The organism is Cypionkella sinensis, from assembly GCF_042646385.1.
In the GTDB taxonomy this organism is placed as follows: Bacteria; Pseudomonadota; Alphaproteobacteria; order Rhodobacterales; family Rhodobacteraceae; genus Cypionkella; species Cypionkella sinensis.
The window spans coordinates 433,145-450,455 of record NZ_JBHRTO010000002.1; the positions used below are offsets into that span (position 1 = coordinate 433,145).

At 61.4% G+C, this 17,311-nt stretch carries 17 protein-coding genes; 9 read left to right on the forward strand and 8 right to left on the reverse strand.

Features of this window, described 5'->3' with window-relative positions; translation table 11 throughout:
* Window positions 1-462: 462 nt before the first annotated feature.
* Window positions 463-1,449 carry a hypothetical protein gene (locus ACFOGH_RS17270; RefSeq protein ID WP_380074409.1) on the reverse strand — a complete coding sequence of 329 codons (987 nt, stop codon included), beginning with the start codon at window positions 1,447-1,449 and terminating at the stop codon, window positions 463-465.
* A 115-nt stretch (window positions 1,450-1,564) separates the two neighbouring features.
* On the opposite strand from ACFOGH_RS17270, the gene ACFOGH_RS17275 reads away from it, so the two are divergent.
* On the forward strand, window positions 1,565-2,905 hold the full coding sequence (locus ACFOGH_RS17275) for a TldD/PmbA family protein (protein WP_380074410.1): 1,341 nt from the start codon (window positions 1,565-1,567) through the stop codon (window positions 2,903-2,905).
* 2 nt (window positions 2,906-2,907) lie between these two features.
* Window positions 2,908-3,681 (forward strand): 3'(2'),5'-bisphosphate nucleotidase CysQ, encoded by a 774-nt coding sequence (locus ACFOGH_RS17280; protein ID WP_380074411.1) that lies wholly within the window; start codon window positions 2,908-2,910, stop codon window positions 3,679-3,681.
* A gap of 61 nt (window positions 3,682-3,742) precedes the next feature.
* Here ACFOGH_RS17280 and ACFOGH_RS17285 read toward each other — a convergent pair whose 3' ends face one another.
* The 3 genes from ACFOGH_RS17285 to ACFOGH_RS17295 all read right to left on the reverse strand — a co-directional run bounded on the left by ACFOGH_RS17285 (window position 3,743) and on the right by ACFOGH_RS17295 (window position 7,230).
* Window positions 3,743-6,082, reverse strand: coding sequence for a DEAD/DEAH box helicase (locus ACFOGH_RS17285; protein WP_380074412.1), 2,340 nt, complete (start codon window positions 6,080-6,082; stop codon window positions 3,743-3,745).
* A 187-nt stretch (window positions 6,083-6,269) separates the two neighbouring features.
* On the reverse strand, window positions 6,270-6,974 hold the full coding sequence (locus ACFOGH_RS17290; RefSeq protein WP_380074413.1) for a winged helix-turn-helix domain-containing protein: 705 nt from the start codon (window positions 6,972-6,974) through the stop codon (window positions 6,270-6,272).
* Complete coding sequence (locus ACFOGH_RS17295; RefSeq protein ID WP_380074414.1) at window positions 6,946-7,230, reverse strand: hypothetical protein; 285 nt, start codon at window positions 7,228-7,230, stop codon at window positions 6,946-6,948. The genes ACFOGH_RS17290 and ACFOGH_RS17295 overlap by 29 nt, the downstream gene beginning before the upstream one ends.
* A 193-nt stretch (window positions 7,231-7,423) precedes the next feature.
* Between ACFOGH_RS17295 and ACFOGH_RS17300 the strand changes: the two genes are divergently transcribed.
* The 4 genes from ACFOGH_RS17300 to ACFOGH_RS17315 all read left to right on the forward strand — a co-directional run bounded on the left by ACFOGH_RS17300 (window position 7,424) and on the right by ACFOGH_RS17315 (window position 11,087).
* Complete coding sequence (locus ACFOGH_RS17300) at window positions 7,424-7,918, forward strand: hypothetical protein (RefSeq protein WP_380074415.1); 495 nt, start codon at window positions 7,424-7,426, stop codon at window positions 7,916-7,918.
* A 59-nt stretch (window positions 7,919-7,977) separates the two neighbouring features.
* Window positions 7,978-8,670, forward strand: a complete 693-nt coding sequence (locus ACFOGH_RS17305; RefSeq protein ID WP_380074416.1) for a ribonuclease HII — start codon at window positions 7,978-7,980, stop codon at window positions 8,668-8,670.
* Between the two features lie 86 nt (window positions 8,671-8,756).
* The gene (locus ACFOGH_RS17310; protein ID WP_380074417.1) at window positions 8,757-9,881 is read left to right on the forward strand and encodes a site-specific DNA-methyltransferase; all 1,125 of its coding nucleotides are present in this window, start codon (window positions 8,757-8,759) and stop codon (window positions 9,879-9,881) included.
* Window positions 9,882-10,031: 150 nt separating this feature from the next.
* The gene (locus tag ACFOGH_RS17315) at window positions 10,032-11,087 is read left to right on the forward strand and encodes a hypothetical protein (RefSeq protein ID WP_380074418.1); all 1,056 of its coding nucleotides are present in this window, start codon (window positions 10,032-10,034) and stop codon (window positions 11,085-11,087) included.
* A 124-nt stretch (window positions 11,088-11,211) separates the two neighbouring features.
* On the opposite strand, the gene ACFOGH_RS17320 is transcribed toward ACFOGH_RS17315, so the two are convergent.
* Together ACFOGH_RS17320 and mutY are read right to left on the reverse strand one after the other, a co-directional pair.
* The gene (locus tag ACFOGH_RS17320) at window positions 11,212-12,363 is read right to left on the reverse strand and encodes an alkane 1-monooxygenase (protein WP_380074419.1); all 1,152 of its coding nucleotides are present in this window, start codon (window positions 12,361-12,363) and stop codon (window positions 11,212-11,214) included.
* A 44-nt stretch (window positions 12,364-12,407) separates the two neighbouring features.
* Window positions 12,408-13,442 (reverse strand): A/G-specific adenine glycosylase, encoded by a 1,035-nt coding sequence (gene mutY / locus ACFOGH_RS17325; RefSeq protein ID WP_380074420.1) that lies wholly within the window; start codon window positions 13,440-13,442, stop codon window positions 12,408-12,410.
* Between the two features lie 81 nt (window positions 13,443-13,523).
* On the opposite strand from mutY, the gene ACFOGH_RS17330 reads away from it, so the two are divergent.
* The 3 genes from ACFOGH_RS17330 to ACFOGH_RS17340 are packed head-to-tail and all read left to right on the forward strand — an operon-like array spanning window position 13,524 to window position 15,832.
* Entirely contained in the window at window positions 13,524-14,057 is a 534-nt protein-coding gene (locus ACFOGH_RS17330; protein WP_380074421.1) for a DUF721 domain-containing protein, read from the forward strand.
* A gap of 3 nt (window positions 14,058-14,060) precedes the next feature.
* The gene (locus ACFOGH_RS17335) at window positions 14,061-14,720 is read left to right on the forward strand and encodes a DsbA family protein (RefSeq protein WP_380074422.1); all 660 of its coding nucleotides are present in this window, start codon (window positions 14,061-14,063) and stop codon (window positions 14,718-14,720) included.
* Window positions 14,720-15,832 (forward strand): CaiB/BaiF CoA transferase family protein, encoded by a 1,113-nt coding sequence (locus ACFOGH_RS17340; protein WP_380074423.1) that lies wholly within the window; start codon window positions 14,720-14,722, stop codon window positions 15,830-15,832. The genes ACFOGH_RS17335 and ACFOGH_RS17340 overlap by 1 nt, the downstream gene beginning before the upstream one ends.
* Window positions 15,833-16,166: 334 nt before the next feature.
* Here ACFOGH_RS17340 and ACFOGH_RS17345 read toward each other — a convergent pair whose 3' ends face one another.
* On the reverse strand, window positions 16,167-16,571 hold the full coding sequence (locus tag ACFOGH_RS17345; RefSeq protein ID WP_380074424.1) for a hypothetical protein: 405 nt from the start codon (window positions 16,569-16,571) through the stop codon (window positions 16,167-16,169).
* A 37-nt stretch (window positions 16,572-16,608) separates the two neighbouring features.
* Window positions 16,609-17,229 (reverse strand): TIGR02466 family protein, encoded by a 621-nt coding sequence (locus ACFOGH_RS17350; protein WP_380074425.1) that lies wholly within the window; start codon window positions 17,227-17,229, stop codon window positions 16,609-16,611.
* Between the last annotated feature and the right edge of the window lie 82 nt (window positions 17,230-17,311).

Sequence of the window (17,311 nt, forward strand, 5' to 3'; positions counted from 1 at the left end):
AACAACGGAAAGGCCGCTCACCCGAGCGGCCTTTTTGCTTTGAACCCTTCTCGCGAACCGAAAGAAAACGCTCCAGTGAAGCGTTTTCCGGTTCATTGCTCAAAAGGCGGAACGCCGTTGAGCAAGGGGCGTGCGGCAGCAAGCCGACAGTTGGGAAATCGGGGCGCGCCTGACTGGCGGGCGCGAAACGCGCCTGCCGGGGGCAGGCAGGCGCGGCCCGATTTGTCACGGGCCAAATCGGGCAAGAACGGCAACACCTGCGCGAATCGCATATTCCCCGCCGCCCCGGACTTGATCCGGGGCCTCGCGCTGTCACCAAGAGGCCCCGGATCAAGTCCGGGGCGGCGGGGAGCGCAGGCATAAGACAAGCATATCCACAAAGATTACCAAATCCTTAAATCGGAAATGCAACAAACTGATATAAAAGAACATTTTTTGGTCCCGAGTTGGGACCACCCCAAATCACAACCTTCGCAGACAATTCTGCGCCAGATAAATCTCATCCGCTGCCGGATCGAACGGGATGCCCGCATAGTCCAGATTGCCCGTCACCGCAGGCCGTGCAATCGCCTGCGGGGCGGGGGTAGGCACCGTCGCCGCCGTCAGCGCATTCCCCGTGGTGTCGATCACACCGCCCACCACCAACCGCGTGCTGAAACTCATGTTCTCAATCCGCCCGCCCACAGCCGAGCCCAACAGATTGAACCCCGCCGACACCGCCGCCTGCTGCAACGCCTGCTTGGGGGTCTTGCCCTCCACCAGCGACTGCGCCCCCTGCACCCCACCTTGCAGGCCAGACCCGACAAACATCAGTTGCAACTGTTCCGACCGCGCCAGCGCCGGATTGGCCCCAGCAATCCCTACCATCCCCACAATGAACGTCCCCGACCCGTTGATCACCGCAGCCCCGACATTGCCGGTATCCTGATAGGTCGCCGTCCCCCGCAACACCGACCCCGCCCCCAACACCCCAAACGCCGCCCCACCCGACAGCAAACCCGCCCCCACCACAAGAATGGTCGCCGAGGTATCCCGCGTGAACTGCGCCACCGCCAGCGCCGTCTCCCATCCCTCGACATTATTGGAAATACTCTCCGATGACTGCCGCGTAGCCCTGCGCCGCATCGCCTCGACCGCATTGAAATCACTGCGCCCGCGCGCGATCATCCCCAACAGATTGGCCCGCATCGACGCCGGATCCCGCGACAACCGCTCCGCCGCATCCATGTAAAACGTGTTGGTCTCCTGATCCACATCCGCCCGCAGCCCGTTCCAATCCGTCTCGAACAGAAACGTCGTTGGCATCAGAAACCCGTTGTCCACCGAGGTAATCTGCGAGCGCGCCTTGATCTTTTCCGCCCGCAACGCCGCGCGCAGCATCAGATAGACGCCCTCTTTATTGACACCCCAGCGCTGACCCTGCGCGTCCACCACCACCGTCCACGGCATGGCAAAATCCTTCTTGAAAAAAACTTGATGGGCTAAATATGCCCTTACGTCTTGAACTCCGCCCGGAAAGCATGACTTTGAGCCGCAACGAAGTCAAATCCCTTAAGGATGCCGCATGTCCCGTCTCGCCGCGCTGACCGAAGCCCTTCTTGATGCCGCACGCAAGGCAGGGGCCGAAGCCGCTGATGCGATGGCCCTCTCCGGCACCTCGCAATCCATCGACATCCGCGCAGGCGCGTTGGAGCAAGCCGAGCGATCCGAGGCCACCGAGATCGGCCTGCGCGTGCTGATCGGCGGGCGTCAGGCCTGCGTTTCCGCTTCCGACACCTCCCCCGCCACCCTCGCCCGCCTCGCTGAACGCGCGGTGGCGATGGCGCGCGAGGCCCCGAATGACCCCTATGCAGGCCTCGCCGCCCCGGACCAGATCGCCAAACACTGGGATCTCGCCGCGCTGGAACTGGTCGAAGACGCCCCTGAGCCCACCGCCGCGCATCTCGAATCCCTCGCGCGTGAGGCCGAAGCCGCCAGCCTCGCCGCCCCCGGCATCACCCAAGTTCAAGCCTCGGCAGGTTACGGCCGCCGCCAAGTCCACCTCGCCGCCACCAACGGCTTCGCGGGCGGCTATGAACGCTCCTCCCACTCGGTCTCTGCCGTCGCCTTCACCGGATCGGGCACAGCGATGGAGCGTGACTATGCCGGCGAAGGCCGCATCTTCGTCGCCGACATGCCTTCCGCCACCAGCATCGGCAGCCTCGCCGCCGAGCGCGCGCTGGCTCGCGCCGGGGCGACCAAGCCGAAAACCGGCACCTATCCGGTGATCTTCGATGAACGTGTCGCATCTTCGCTGATTGGCCACTTCACCTCTGCCATCAACGGTGCCGCCATCGCGCGCGGATCGTCTTGGCTTCTGAACGGCCTTGGCGCCCAAGTCTTGCCCGCCCATCTGTCGCTGATCGAAGACCCGTTGCGCCCCCGCATCGGCGGCTCGCGCCCGTTTGATGGCGAAGGCCTGCCCTCGACCCGCCGCATCGTGGTGGAAAACGGCGTGCTGATGGGCTGGACGCTCGACCTTGCCACCGCCCGCCAACTCGGCCTGCAATCCACCGGCAACGCCGCGCGCGGCACCTCGTCACCGCCCACCCCGTCGAGTTCAAACCTCGACCTCACCCAAGGCACCGCCACGCGCGCCGATCTGATCCGCGACATGGGCACCGGCCTGCTGATCACCTCGATGATCGGCTCGACCATCAACCCCACCACCGGGGATTATTCGCGCGGCGCTTCCGGCTTCTGGGTTGAAGGCGGCGAAATCCTGTATCCGGTGAACGAATGCACCATCGCAGGCAACCTGCGCGATATGCTCAAACGCATCATTCCCGCCAATGACGCCCGCGCGCATCTGTCCACCCGCGTGCCCAGCCTGCTTGTCGAAGGCATGATCCTTGCCGGAGCGTAACCTTGCCAGAGCGTGATCTTGCCCTGCTGACCAAAGCCGCCCGTGCCGCCGGCGACATCGCCCTGCGCTACTGGAAAAACGCGCCCAAAGCCTGGGACAAGGCCGACACCAGCCCGGTGACAGAGGCCGATCTGGCCTGCAACGACAAGATTCAAAGCATCCTGCGCAGCGCCCGCCCCGACTATGGCTGGTTGTCCGAGGAAACCCCGGATGACAAGGCGCGATTGAATACCGAATACCAGTTCATAATCGATCCGATCGATGGAACCCGTGCCTTCATCGCGGGCGAAAAACACTTTTCCCACTCGCTCGCCGTGGCGCATCAGGGCCGGATCACCGCCGCCGTGGTTTATCTTCCGGCGCTCGACAAGCTGTATACCGCCACCGAATTTGGCCCCGCCTTGTGTGATGGGCTGCCGATCCGCTGTAGCCGGAAATCGCTTGCCGATGATCCGAACATTCTGACCTCGAAGCACACGCTTGATCCTGCGCATTGGCCAAATGGCATGCCACAGTTTCAGCGCAGCTTCCGTGCCTCGCTGGCGTATCGGCTGTGTCTGGTCGCCGATGGCAGTTTTGACGGCATGATCACCTTCATGGACGCTTGGGAATGGGACATCGCCGCAGGCAGCCTGATCGCCGCCCGTGCAGGCGCGACCGTCAGCGACCGTTACGGGCTTGCGCTGGATTTCAACGCTTTGACTGCGCAATCGCCAGGCACGTTCGCCTGCGCGCCCTTGCTGCATGATGATCTGATGGGCCTGACAAACGCATAAGGCCACCCAAAGGCGGCCTTATGTGAACTTTCATACGCAATTATGTGAACGTAGGTTCCGATTACTTTTTCTTCGGCGGCACGAACCGCTTCGAGGTATCCTTGGCATCGGTTTTGGGGGCCGCCGCTTTGGCAAAGGCTGGCTTACCGAACGACTTTCCCTCTGCGCCATGCGATTTCGACCCAAAGGCTTTGCCCGGTTTACCCTCGGCCCCACCATGCGATTTGAAGCCTGCGGATTTCGGGGCATAAGCGGGCTTGTCGCCACGCGGCGCATAGGGTTTTGCACCTTCAGCGCGCGGCGCGTAGGGCTTGCGGTCGCCGTCTTCGCGCTTGGCAAAAGGCTTGGCATTCTCGCCACGCGGCGCATAGGGCTTACGCTCACCATCCGCGCGCGGCGCATAGGCGGGCTTGTCGCCACGCGGGGCATAAGGCTTCGCGCCTTCGGCGCGGGGCGCATAAGGCTTGCGATCCCCATCTTCCCGCTTGGCATAGGGCTTGCCCCCCTCGGCGCGCGGGGCGTAAGGCTTGGCTTCGCGCGCAGCATAAGGCTTGGCCGCATAGGGCTTCGCATCGTCATCGCGCTTGGCATAGGGCTTGGGCGCACGCGGGCGCGGAGCCTCGGCAGGCGGCGCTTCCGATCCTTTGATCGGATCATAGCCATCCGCTGCCGCTTCCTCGATCAGACGCGAAGGCTTCGGCACATAGGGTGCTTTTTCGCGCTTTTCATAAGCTGGCTTCTCGGCACGCTCTGCCCGCACCGGGCGCTCTGCCCGATCCCGCGCAGGCGCACGCGGCGCGCGCTCGGGGCGATCCATCGAAGGCTCGCCCGCCATCCGCGCCATCACGACGCCGTTTTCCAACTCCAGCGATTGCCCGAACTTGCCCGCCAGATTTTCGGCGATCTGCACATAGGTCACATCATCCTGCACCCGGATCGCGCCGATGCCGTCCTTGGTGATCGAGCCTGCATCGCAGATCTTCGGCAACAGCCAGCGCGCCTCGGCCCGACCCGAACGGCCCACCGACAGCGAGAACCACACCGAAGCACCAAATTCCGAACGCTCGCGCGGCGGGGCGGCATCGCGGGGCGCCGCCGTTTCGCTCAGCACTTCCGGCGCAGAACGGCCCGAGCGCCACGACTGCACATAAGCCGCCGCGATCTGTTCAGCGCCAAAGCGTTCGATCAGCTTCATGGCCATATCCATCTCGTCGGTCAGATCCTGACCAAAGACGGGGTTTTCAAAGATGCGCATGTCGTCGCGCGCTTGCACATCATCCGCCGAAGGTGCCGCGCCCCATTCGGCCACAACCTTGGCACCTTGCAGCAAGCGCTGCGCTTTCTTGAATTCCGACGGCGCCACGATCAGCGCCGAAACGCCCTTCGACCCCGCCCGCCCGGTGCGGCCCGAGCGGTGCAACAGGGTTTCGGAGTTTGACGGCAAATCTGCATGGATCACCAGTTCCAACCCCGGAAGGTCAATCCCGCGCGCCGCCACATCGGTGGCGATACAGACATTCGCCCGGCCATTGCGCAACGCGGTCAGCGCGTTGGTGCGTTCCTGCTGGCTAAGTTCGCCCGACAAAGCCACAACCTTGAAGCCGCGATTGCCCATGCGCGCCATCAGATGATTGACGTTGACGCGGGTCTTGCAGAACACAATCGCCGTCTTCGCCTCGTAGAACCGCAAAGCGTTGAAGATCGCATGTTCCCGGTCGCGCACCGCCACCGAAAACGCTCGGTATTCGATATCGACGTGCTGCTTGGCCTCACCCTGAGCGGCAATGCGCAACGCGTTGTTCTGGAAATCTTCCGCCAGCTTGGCGATCTCTTTCGGCACGGTGGCCGAGAACATCAGCGTGCGGCGATCTTCGGGGGCAGCCGCCAGAATGTATTCCAGATCCTCGCGGAAGCCCAAATCGAGCATCTCGTCCGCCTCGTCCAGCACCGCCGCGCGCAGGCCCGACAGGTCCAGCGATTTGCGGTCAATGTGGTCGCGCAAGCGGCCCGGCGTGCCGACAACGATATGCGCGCCACGATCCAGCGCGCGTTTTTCGCTGCGGTAATCCATACCGCCGACGCAGGTGGCGATCTGTGCCCCTGCCGAGGCGTAAAGCCATTCCAACTCTCGCGCCACTTGCAAGGCCAATTCGCGGGTCGGCGCAATCACCAAGGCGAGCGGCACATCAGCATAAAGCAGCTTGTCCATGCCGCCCAGAATCTGATCCGCCATCGCGATACCAAAGGCCACGGTCTTGCCGGAACCCGTCTGCGCCGACACCAGCAAATCGCGGCTTTGCGCATCGTCTTGCAGCATCGCTTGCTGCACGGCCGTCAGCTTTTCATAGCCCTTGGCCGTCAAAGCCGCAGCCAAAGGCGCGGCAATCATTTGATCAATCATGTCTTTTCCTGATGGGGGATGGCCTTGGCCATGCCCGTGAAGTCCCATAAAAACGGCACCTCATTTCCCCATCGCAAGCCAGCCTCCCTGCCGCCTGCCCCGGAATCCTCGGGCCGAAGCTGGTCGCATAGCGCAAACAACGCCGGATGTATATAGTCAGGGTGCGTGATTCACGCGCCTTCCCGCCTCAAACCATCTTGATCGTGTCCTTGCCGACCGCCAGCATGTAACCGCGCCGCGCAATCGTCTTGACCAGCAATTCCGAAACCAACTGATTGCCCAAGGCGTCTCGCAAGCGTTTCACCCGCGTCGCCCCCGCCGCCTCGTCACAATCGGCGGCATTGCGACCCGAGATCACGCCCTCAATCTGCGCCCCCGTCAGCACATCATCATCCATCCGCGCCTCGGCCAGAACGCTCAGCGTCTCAATCGCCGCCTCGGTCAGCGCAAACTCCATATCGTTGATATAAACCGCCCGCGCCTCGCGGCTGATGACCAGCGTGCTGACCTGAATGCCCGACCGCTGGATCGCCGAAATCCGCCGGTTCAGCGCGACAATCGTCACCAGAAACACCAAGGCCGCCACCATCAGCGCCGTGGCAAACACCAGCAACACGAAGATCACCGAGCGATAGCTGGTCAGCACCTCGGAAAACGAGGTGCCCGATTGCGCCAGAATTTCCAACAGCTTGATCTCGGCCCCGGTGTTCAGGTTGTTGTTTTCCACAAACAACCGCTCCACCCGCGCGTTGAACACATTGGCGTCGGGCAGGTTGATGAACAGAAATACCGCAGCGCCCAGCAGAATCACGACAATCGCCGCGATCCCGCCCGCAACCACCCGGTTGCCCGCCTTCAGCACATCAGTAGCGGAGGAAGTACTCTCCTGCACTGGCTTTCCTTTCCCCCAAACCTTCCGGGCCGAACGTGGATAAAACGGTCAGCAAAGTCCATCCATCCGCCGCCAATCTCGGCGCAAGTTCGCCTTTCGCGGCCCCCTTGTTGCCGCAAGCGCCATCAGAAATTTGCGCAACGCCGTAATGCAGCCGCAGCGGGCTGTCCTGCTTGGCCTTGTAGTCGGCATAACATTCGGCACTGGCCGGAAGCGCCACGCCAAAGGCCAAGATTGCTGCAAGTAACAGGCGCATCCATTGCACTCCCTAAATCGTTACCAGCACTTTGGGCATAACGGCCGGGCTATTCAATATCCAACCCGGTTTAGGGCGCTGCTATCGCATAACAACCGACGGATATTGCTTGGCCAGACGTAGAAGCACCAGTCTTGCGCATCGGCTTCATGCCAGAGGCCCAGCCCACATATCCCAGCAGAAGGAGGTCAAAATGTCCCACATGTCCACCGCATCCGAAACCCTTGCGGAAACCATTCACGCCCTGCGCGATACCAAGCACACCCAGATGTTCACCATGAAGCGTCAGGCGAATATGTTCGTGATTCTGCTGATGGCGATCTCATTGCTGGCCGCAACCGCGATGCCCTCCCATGCCGAGCGGCGCAACAATGATCTGGCCAAGATCCTCGCAGGTGCTTTGGTGATCGGGCTGATCGCCAAATCGATTGACGACAATAAGGACCGCCACAAGCCCAAGCCGCAGCCCGAACCCGTCTACGAGCCGCGCGTGCCCTCGGTTTGCGCCATCAGCATCGACAGCAACTCTGGCCAGCCGGTGACGATGTATTCGCAGAAATGCCTGCGCCGCGAAGGCTTCGATTACCGCCTGCCCAACTGCGCCCGCGACGTGCGCATCTATGGTGAGGCCGACCGGGTCTACTCCGCGCAATGCCTGCGCGACGCGGGTTTCCGTTTGGGTCGCTGATCCCCGAAATCCGGGCCGCACCCCGATCCCTTAGCGGCCCGACACTTGGGGGCGGCGGTATGAGCAGCGCCGCCCCCCTTTTTTCACCGCGATTTTCGCGCTACGCGAAACGCATGGGAAAATTCACCGCCAGTCTCGACTACGAATCCGCCGCCCGCGCCTTGGGTCACAGCCATATCGCCGGGGTGGATGAGGTGGGCCGTGGCCCACTTGCTGGCCCCGTCACCGCCGCCGCCGTGATTCTCGACCCCACCCGCATCCCGCCCGGTCTGGCCGATTCCAAAACCCTGACCGCCGCGCGCCGCGAAGCGCTTTTCGACACCATCCTAGCCACGGCCCAATGCTGCATCGCCCATGCAACCGTCTCAGAAATTGACACCCTGAACATCCTGCGCGCCAGCCATCTGGCGATGGAGCGCGCGGTGGCCGGATTGGCGCAGGCCCCCGACCATATCCTGATCGACGGCAACTTGATTCCGTCTGGCCTGAAGGGTCGCGCGCAGGCCATCGTCAAGGGCGATGCGAAATCACTGTCGATTGCCGCCGCCTCGATCATCGCCAAAGTGGCGCGCGATCGCATCATGGTGGATTTGGCGCAACAATACCCCGGCTACGGCTGGGAGGCGAATGCCGGATACCCGACAAAGTTGCATCAGTCCGCGCTCCTAAATCTTGGGGTCACGCCTGCGCATAGACGTTCGTTCAAACCTGTCCACAATATGTTGTATCAAGATAAATCTGTAACCCCTTGATTCAATAAAGAATTTGACGAGTTATCCACAATGACTCATTCTCTGCATCAACAAACGGTGAATAACACCGAGGGCAGAGGCAGAATATGGCGACGAAAAGCAAACCGGCGGTGGCGCATAGCCTTCCGCTGAACCAGATCCTTGATGGTGACTGTATCGAGCGGATGAACGCGCTCCCCGCTGGGTCGGTAGACCTGATCTTCGCGGACCCCCCCTATAATTTGCAGTTGAAAGGCGATCTGCATCGCCCCGACAACTCCAAGGTCGATGCGGTGGATGACCACTGGGACCAATTCTCCAGCTTTGCCGCCTACGACAAATTCACCCGTGAATGGCTGGCGGCGGCGAAACGCCTGCTGAAACCGAATGGCGCTATCTGGGTGATTGGCAGCTATCACAACATCTTCCGCGTCGGCGCTGTGTTGCAGGACCAGGGCTATTGGATGCTGAACGATGTGGTCTGGCGCAAGTCGAACCCGATGCCGAACTTTCGCGGCAAACGCCTGACCAACGCGCATGAAACCCTGATCTGGGCCAGTCGCGATGAGGACAGCAAATACACCTTCAACTACGAAGCGCTGAAAGAACTCAACGACGGCGTGCAGATGCGCTCGGATTGGGTGCTGCCGATCTGCACCGGGCATGAACGTCTGAAAGACGAGAACGGCGACAAGGCGCATCCGACGCAAAAGCCGGAATCGCTGCTGCACCGCGTGCTGATCGCCACCACCAACCCCGGCGATGTTGTGCTTGACCCGTTCTTCGGCACCGGCACCACCGGCGCAGTCGCCAAGATGCTGGGCCGTGATTTCATCGGGATCGAGCGCGAAGAAGCCTACCGCAACGCCGCCGCCGCCCGTATCGCGCGTGTCCGCCGCTTTGATGCTTCGGCTTTGGAGATCACCGGCTCCAAACGCGCCGAACCGCGCGTGCCGTTCGGCCAAGTGGTCGAGCGTGGCATGCTGCGCCCCGGCGAAGAACTTTACTCGGTTGGCAATCGCTTTTCCGCCAAGGTCCGCGCCGATGGCACGTTGGTCGGGCATGAAGTCAAGGGTTCGATCCATCAGGTCGGTGCTGCTTACGAAGGGGCGCCGTCTTGCAACGGCTGGACCTATTGGCACTTCAAGCGCGATGGCAAGATGATCCCGATCGACATCCTGCGCCAGCAGATCCGTGCTGAAATGGAAGCCGACCAAGGCCGCCCGCACTAAGGCAACCCACACGTTTACCGAACGCCTGTGTCACGGTTCCGCCCATGACACCACTGCCCCAGCACGCGTGTCGTGCTGGGGTTTTTTGGTTAGGTGATCGGCGAAAGCTGCGCTAGTCTGATCGGATTAAGCGCAAATCCATTGGTCCTCATGCAGCCCGATCTGCCCAGCCTGATCCGCAGTTGCCAAGCCGAGGAAGCGGCTTTGTCCGCGATTTTCGCTGACATCGCGGCGGTATTCGTGCCGCCTTACACCCCGAAAATCCGCGCCCGGATTGCCAGTTTGCTGACCCATGCCGAGGCGCATCGGCTTGCCCTGCAACGCGCGCACAGCCTGCATCTGCACAGCCCCGAGCTGCGGGCGCTGCCGATGCACGCCCCGGCGCGGCAGTTTTTCGATGCTGTGCTGCGGCATCTGCGGCTTTACCCTGCGGCCCTTGCCCGCCTGAACGCCGCGCTGCGCCAACGCTTGCCGCTGTTTCCTGCAGACGCGCCCCCCTATAGCCCTGCCGCGCAGATGTTGGCGCTGCATGCCCGCACATGGGACAGAATGCACGCGCATCTTAGCCCGCAAGTGCCGAACATCTATCACGACACCCCCGGCCACCATGGCGACTTGCCCTATCCCAGCACCGATTTCTTACGCTACTCCATGGCCGCGCGCCGGATTTGCCTTGCGATGGACAAGCCCGATCCTTCGTTTCTGGATGTGGGTTGCGGCATCGGGTTGAAGGCATTTCAGGCCGCCGAAATGTTCGCGCAAGTTGATGGTCTGGAGTATGAGGCAGCCCATGCCGCCATTGGACAGACGATGATGCAGCGTGGTGGGTGGCCACATGCGCGGATTTTTCAGGCCGATGCGCTGACGTTTGACCGCTACGGCGACTATGATGTGCTTTACGTCTACAAGCCGATGTATGGCGACGCCCTGCACGAGATGGAGGCGCGGCTGATCGGGCAGGCGCGCCCCGGCACATTGATGATCGCGCCCTATACCGATTTCACCACAAGGTTTGAGACCTTGGGCTGCACCCGGATCGAAGGCTTTCTCTATAGCATCCGGCCGCCGAAATCGCTGCCCGCCACGCTGAAACGTGCCTTGCATGTCGGCTGTTGTTTGCCCGCCCGGCCCAAGAATGGCTATGCCGAAGATGGCTTTCTGGCACCGCTGCATCTGGCGTTGCGGCGCTGGGGACATGGCGATTAAAAACGCTCTGGCAAGGGGGCTTTTCTGATCTTCCCATCTGGGAATGACTTGTGCCAAGAGGCCAGAATTTTGGGTTTTTCCACAACATGTTGTGTTTTTCGGCCTAAAAGCCGCGCAGATCAGCCTAAACCGGCGCGCCCTTGGGATCGGGATTCAGGCCTTTGTTATAGCCGTGCCAATCGGTGATATCGGGGTAATACTGCGCCCGCCATGCCTTGACGCGGCGGTTCATCAGGCGCTTCCACAGCGGCGGCACCATCGCCGCCATCGTCATCACCGGATAGCCATGGGGCAGTTGCGGCGCATCCTCGGCACTGTAGGTTTGCAGCAGGGGAAAGCGGCGATCGGGTTTGTAGTGGTGATCGGAATGGCGCTGCAGGTTGATCAGCAGCCAGTTTGACGCCCGGTGCGAGGCGTTCCAACTGTGGCGCGGCAGCACATGCTCATAGCGGCCTTCGCCCAGATAGCGCCGGGTCAGGCCGTAATGTTCGATGTAGTTCACCAGTTCCAACTGCCAGACGGCGACCCATGCCTGCCATAGAAACAGCCCCAGCCCGACCCAGCCACCCAAAATCAGCGCCAGCAGCAGCATCGCGCCCTGCAAGCCCCAGTAGCGCCAATAGGGGCTGGATTTATCCAAGGGTTTCAGCCCCTTGCGCGCCAGCATCGCGGCTTCGGCCTTCCAAGCCGAACGGTGACATTCCACCAGAACGCGCGGAAAGAACCGATGGAAGCCTTCGTTATAGCGCGCTGTCACCGGATCGCGCGGCGTGCCGACATAGAGGTGATGCACGCGCAGATGTTCTGACCGGAAATGGCTGTACAGCACCGATGCCAGCAGCAGATCGGCCAGCAGCCGCTCCCACGCCGGTTTCTGGTGCATCAATTCGTGGGCGTAATTGATCCCGATGGTGCCAGACACCACGCCCATGCCGAAAAACAGCCCGATCTTTTCCGCCGTGCCCAGATCTGCCGCCTGCGGCACATACCACAGCATCCAGCACAGCAAGGTAAACTGCGCCGGAAACCAGATCAGTGTGACAAGACGGTAGTATTTCAGCCCACTTTCGGGGGTTTCGAGATCGGCGTTATCCTCATTCCGCCCGGCGACCGCATCGAGCAGCGAGAACATGCCCCAAGCGTAGAGTGGCAGCGCCAGAACGCTCCACGCGCCGATCAAAGTGCAGGCCACCGCGACCGGGATCATCAGAAGTGACAGCCAGAACGGCAAAGCGTTTTGCAGGCGTTGCACTTCGGCGGCGGGAATAACTGACATGACGGCCCTCTTTTGCGGGCAGTCTAGCGCAAATTCCATCCCGCTCAACGTGGCGTTTTGTCAGGAAACGCAAGGTCATAGGCCTTGCGCATCAGGGTTGGCAGATCATCGGGGTTCAGGGGCATGTATTCACCTCGCTGCGGGTTGGCCGTGGTTGAGGCCAGCATCACCTGCAAGACTAAGTGAAAATGTGTGAAGGTATGCTTAACCGCGCCCAGATTGCGCCAATCAGACTCAAACGGCGCGCCATGGGTGGTGCCATCCCAGCCATCACTGGGGAAGGCGAGCATCCCGCCCAACAGGCCGCGCTCGGCCCGCCGCTCCAGCAAGACCTGATCGCCGCGCCGCGCCACCCAAGCCACGCCCTGCCGCACGGGCTTTTCGGGCTTGGCCAGTTTGCGCGGCAATTCCGCAGCAATGCCAAGGCGTTGTGCAGCGCACAGGCCCAGCAGAGGGCAGATGCCGCAGGCCGGTTTGCGCGGGGTGCAGATGGTCGCGCCCAGATCCATCACGGCTTGGGCATAATCGCCGGGGCGCTGGTCGGGCGTGACGGTTGCGGCAAGCCGCACCAGTTCGGGCTTGGCGGTGGGCAAGGGCGTTTCCAGCGCAAACAGCCGTGCCATCACACGCTCGACATTGCCATCGACCACCACCGCAGGCTCGTCATGGCAGATCGCCGCCACCGCTGCTGCCGTATAGGGCCCGACCCCCGGCAGGGCGCGCATCCCCGCCGCCGTATCCGGGAAAACCCCGCCATGATGGCGCACCACAGCGCGCGCGCAGGCCAGCAGGTTGCGGGCGCGGGCGTAATAGCCAAGACCCGCCCATTCGGCCATCACCTCGGCATCCGGGGCGGCGGCCAGATCGGCAACCGTGGGCCAGCGCGAGGTAAAGCGTTGGAAATACGCCGTTACGGCCGCCACGGTGGTTTGCTGCAACATCACCTCCGACATCCAGACCCGGTAGGGATCCGGGCGCATACCCGCAGCTTTCGCGGCAGGCGGCACGCGCCATGGCATCACCCGCGCGGCGGCATCATACCATTCCAGCAAGCGCTGGCTCACCTCTGCGTCACGCAATCTTTATCCCCTTACCGCCCGCGCCCCTTGGCGAAGCCGCACCCTTGCCGTTAGAATAGCCCGAACCACGGATAGGACCAGATGGCCCGCACGACCAGCCCACTTCCCTCTGCCAAACCACGGATGCGGGGTTTTGAAGCCACATCGGGGCTGTTGAAGGATCAGATCCGCAAGGTGGGCGAATCGCGCGGCTTTGCCATTGCACGGTTGTTGACCCATTGGCCCGAGATTGCGGGTGACGAGATGGCGCAAATCACCCGCCCGGTGAAGGTGGGCTATGGCCGCGAAGGCATGGGCGCGTCACTGACGCTGCTGACCACCGGGCCGAACGCGCCAATGGTTGAGATGCAGAAGGAAAAACTGCGCGAGCGGGTGAACGCCGTCTATGGCTATGCCGCGATCTCTCGCATCCTGATCACCCAGACCGCCGCCACCGGCTTTGCCGAGGGGCAGGCGAGCTTTACCCACAAACCCAAAGCCCCGCCCGCGCCGGACCCGGCCATTCTGGCCGAAGCCGCACGCACGGCGGCACCGATAAAGAACGACGATCTGCGCCAAGCGCTTGAAACCTTGGCGCAAAACATCCTAAATCGCCGCAAATCCAAGGAAGGCTGACCTATGGCTAAAACCCGCGCAACCACCGCCGCTCTGGCCTTGATTATGGGCCTTGGCCTGACCCAAGCCTTTGCGCAAACCACCACAACCACCGAGGCCCCGGCAGCGCCCGCCGCCCCGGCCGCCATCGACCCGGCCACCATCCAAGACTATGGCGTCGGCCAGATGGACGCCAAGGTGAAGATTGTCGAATACCTTTCGTTCACCTGCCCGCATTGCGCTGCGTTTCACTCTGAGGTCTATCCGCAACTGAAGGCGGATTACATCGACACTGGCAAGGTGCGGTTGGAGTATCACGAGGTTTACTTTGACCGCTACGGATTGTGGGCGGCGATGATGGCGCGCTGCGGCGGAGAGATGCGCTATATGGGCATCACCGACATCATCCTTGACACGCAAAAGGACTGGGCGGCCTCGGATGATCCGAATGCGGTGGTGGAAAACCTGAAGAAAATCGGCCGCACGGCGGGGATGGATGACAAGACGCTTGACGCCTGCATGAAAGACGCCCCGATGGCGGAGGCTTTGGTCAAGCACTTTGAAACCAACATGGCCGCCGACAAGATCGAAGGCACGCCCACCTTCATCATCAACGGGACCAAGCATGCGAACATGGCCTATGATGATCTGAAGGCCGTGATTGACGCGGAACTGGCCAAGTAATGACCCCACTCGCGGGCGTCAAAGTTGTTGAACTGGCGCGGATTCTGGCTGGCCCCTGGGCTGGCCAGACCCTTGCCGACCTTGGTGCCGATGTGATCAAGGTTGAAGCGCCGGAAGGCGATGACACCCGCCGTTGGGGGCCGCCGTTCATTGAACGTGATGGCGACAAATCCGCCGCCTATTTCTACGCCACCAATCGCGGCAAACGCAGTATCACCTGCGATTTCCGCACGCCCGAGGGGCAGGAAACCGTTCGCAAGCTGATCGCCGATGCCGATGTGCTGATCGAGAATTTCAAGGTCGGGGGATTGGCGAAATACGGGCTGGACTATGCCAGCCTGGCCAAGATCAACCCGCGGCTGGTCTATTGCTCGGTCACGGGCTTTGGTCAGACCGGCCCCTATGCCCACCGCGCCGGCTATGATTTCATCATTCAGGGCATGGCCGGCCTGATGTCTGTGACTGGCGAACCCGACGGCCAGCCGCAAAAGGTCGGCGTCGCGGTGACGGATGTGTTCACCGGGGTGTATTCCGCCACCGCCATTCTCGCAGCATTGCTGCAACGCGCCCGCACCGGGCTTGGCCAGCATATTGACATGTCGCTGCTGGACGTGGCGACCTCGATCATGGCGAACCAGTCGATGAATTACCTGGTGTCAGGCAAGCCGCCGGGGATGATGGGCAACGCCCACCCCAACCTTGCGCCTTACGCCGTGTTCGATTGCGCCGATGGCTGGATCATTCTGGCCACCGGCAATGATGGCCAATACCGCCGGTTGTGCGGGATTTTGGGGCTGGAGGATATGGCCGAGGCCCCGGCGTTTCTGACCAACGCCGACCGTATTGCCAACCGGGTGGAGATGACCGCGCGGATTACGGCGGCCACGAAAACCTGGACCAAGGCCGCGCTTCTGGCCGCGTGTGAGGCCGAAGGTGTGCCCGCAGGCCCGATCAACTCCCTCGATGAAGTCTTTGCCGACCCACAAGTCATCGCCCGCGGCCTGCAAATTGCGCCTGATGGCCTGCCGGGTGTGCGTTCGCCGATGACCTTTTCGGGCGCGGAATTGTCGCTGGACCGCCCCGCCCCGAAACTGGGCGAGCATAACCCATAGGGTGCGTGATTTCACGCACCATCCCCTTGCCGCCGGCGCAACACAGGGCAGCGCCTGACCGCCGGGAGGGCGAGCCACAGAACTTCTAGGCACTTTATGCCTCAACCTCCTCCCCCGAATTTCTGCTCAAGACAGCGCAAAAGCGCCCGCCCGAGGGGGGTGATGAGCGATCAGAAATCCTCCAATGGAGGATTTCCGCGAAGAACGCCCGGCCCGTGGCCGGGCCGGGAGGCGGGCGCTGCCCGGCGGCGCTAAAGCGCCTTGATTCCGGGCGGGAGATTTGCGTGAGAGGTGGTGCAGGAGAATCCCATAGGGGCGAGAGTTTTAGAGCAATTTATTCCGAACAACTAACGGCAAAGCTATCTACATATGGTTGATGTATTTGATCTGAAACCAAGGATTTACTGTTCTCAACAAAGGTCGTCACGGAAAGAGATGTGAACCCATTAGCCTTTCTAATAAGGTAGTGCTCCGTGGTGAAACCATCTTCGCGCTGAAATACACGTTCACAAAGATAGCCTACGTCGGCGTCATTACGAAATTGACCACACTTTACTTCAACAAACGCCGGGGAACCATCATATGCGTTGTATATGTAAGCCCCTTTGTCGCCGTCAATCACCAGTTGTTGCTCAGTTTTGTCCGGGTCTGATCCTATACGTTTACAAGTAATCTCAGCCTTTGATGGTGAAGCTACTGCCAAGGTCGTTGTAAACGCGATCAGCATTAGTTCCTTCAAAAGAATCTCCTATATTGAGTCAGGTGTAATACCCCTCTCACCCCCAATTATAATTAAAACTCACGCTGATGCGATCTTCCTCGGCCATATTCATCGGCACCTCATGGCGCAGCCAGCTTTCCCACATCAGCACTTCGCCAGCCTCGGGCGTGCGGTAGATGAAGGTGCGCAACTCATCGCGCACCTTGGCCTTGCGCGGCGGGGCGGCCATCATCATCGGCAGCCGAGGGTCTTCAAACTTGATCGCGGATGTGCCCTTCGGCATCGTTACATAGGTGGTGCCCGAAATGACGCTGTGCGGGTGGATGTGTGAGCTGTGCATCCCGCCCTGCGGCAGAATGTTGATCCACAGGCTGTCGAGTTTCAGCTTTTTCTCGCCCAGATCGAATTGCAGATCCTTGGCGAAACCTTCGACATGCTTGTCTAAGCTCTTGACCAGCGCCTTGAAGATCGGAAACCGCCACGGCAGATCATCCAGCGAGGCATAGCTGGTATAGCCCGCATAGCCGTGCTTTTCGCACCAATCCTGCCCGGCCTCGTCATCTTCGGCGATGGCAAGGCAAGAGTTTTCCAACTCTGCCAGATCAACCGGCTTGCCCTGCTCGGCCAAAGCAGCGCGGTAGAGGCGGGTGACGAAAAGTGTTTCGATATTCGACATGAGATGTCCTTTCTGCTGCGGGTATGGGGGCAAAGGTTAACAAAACCTGAACGACCCCCCTTTAACCCGTTGAATTCATTAC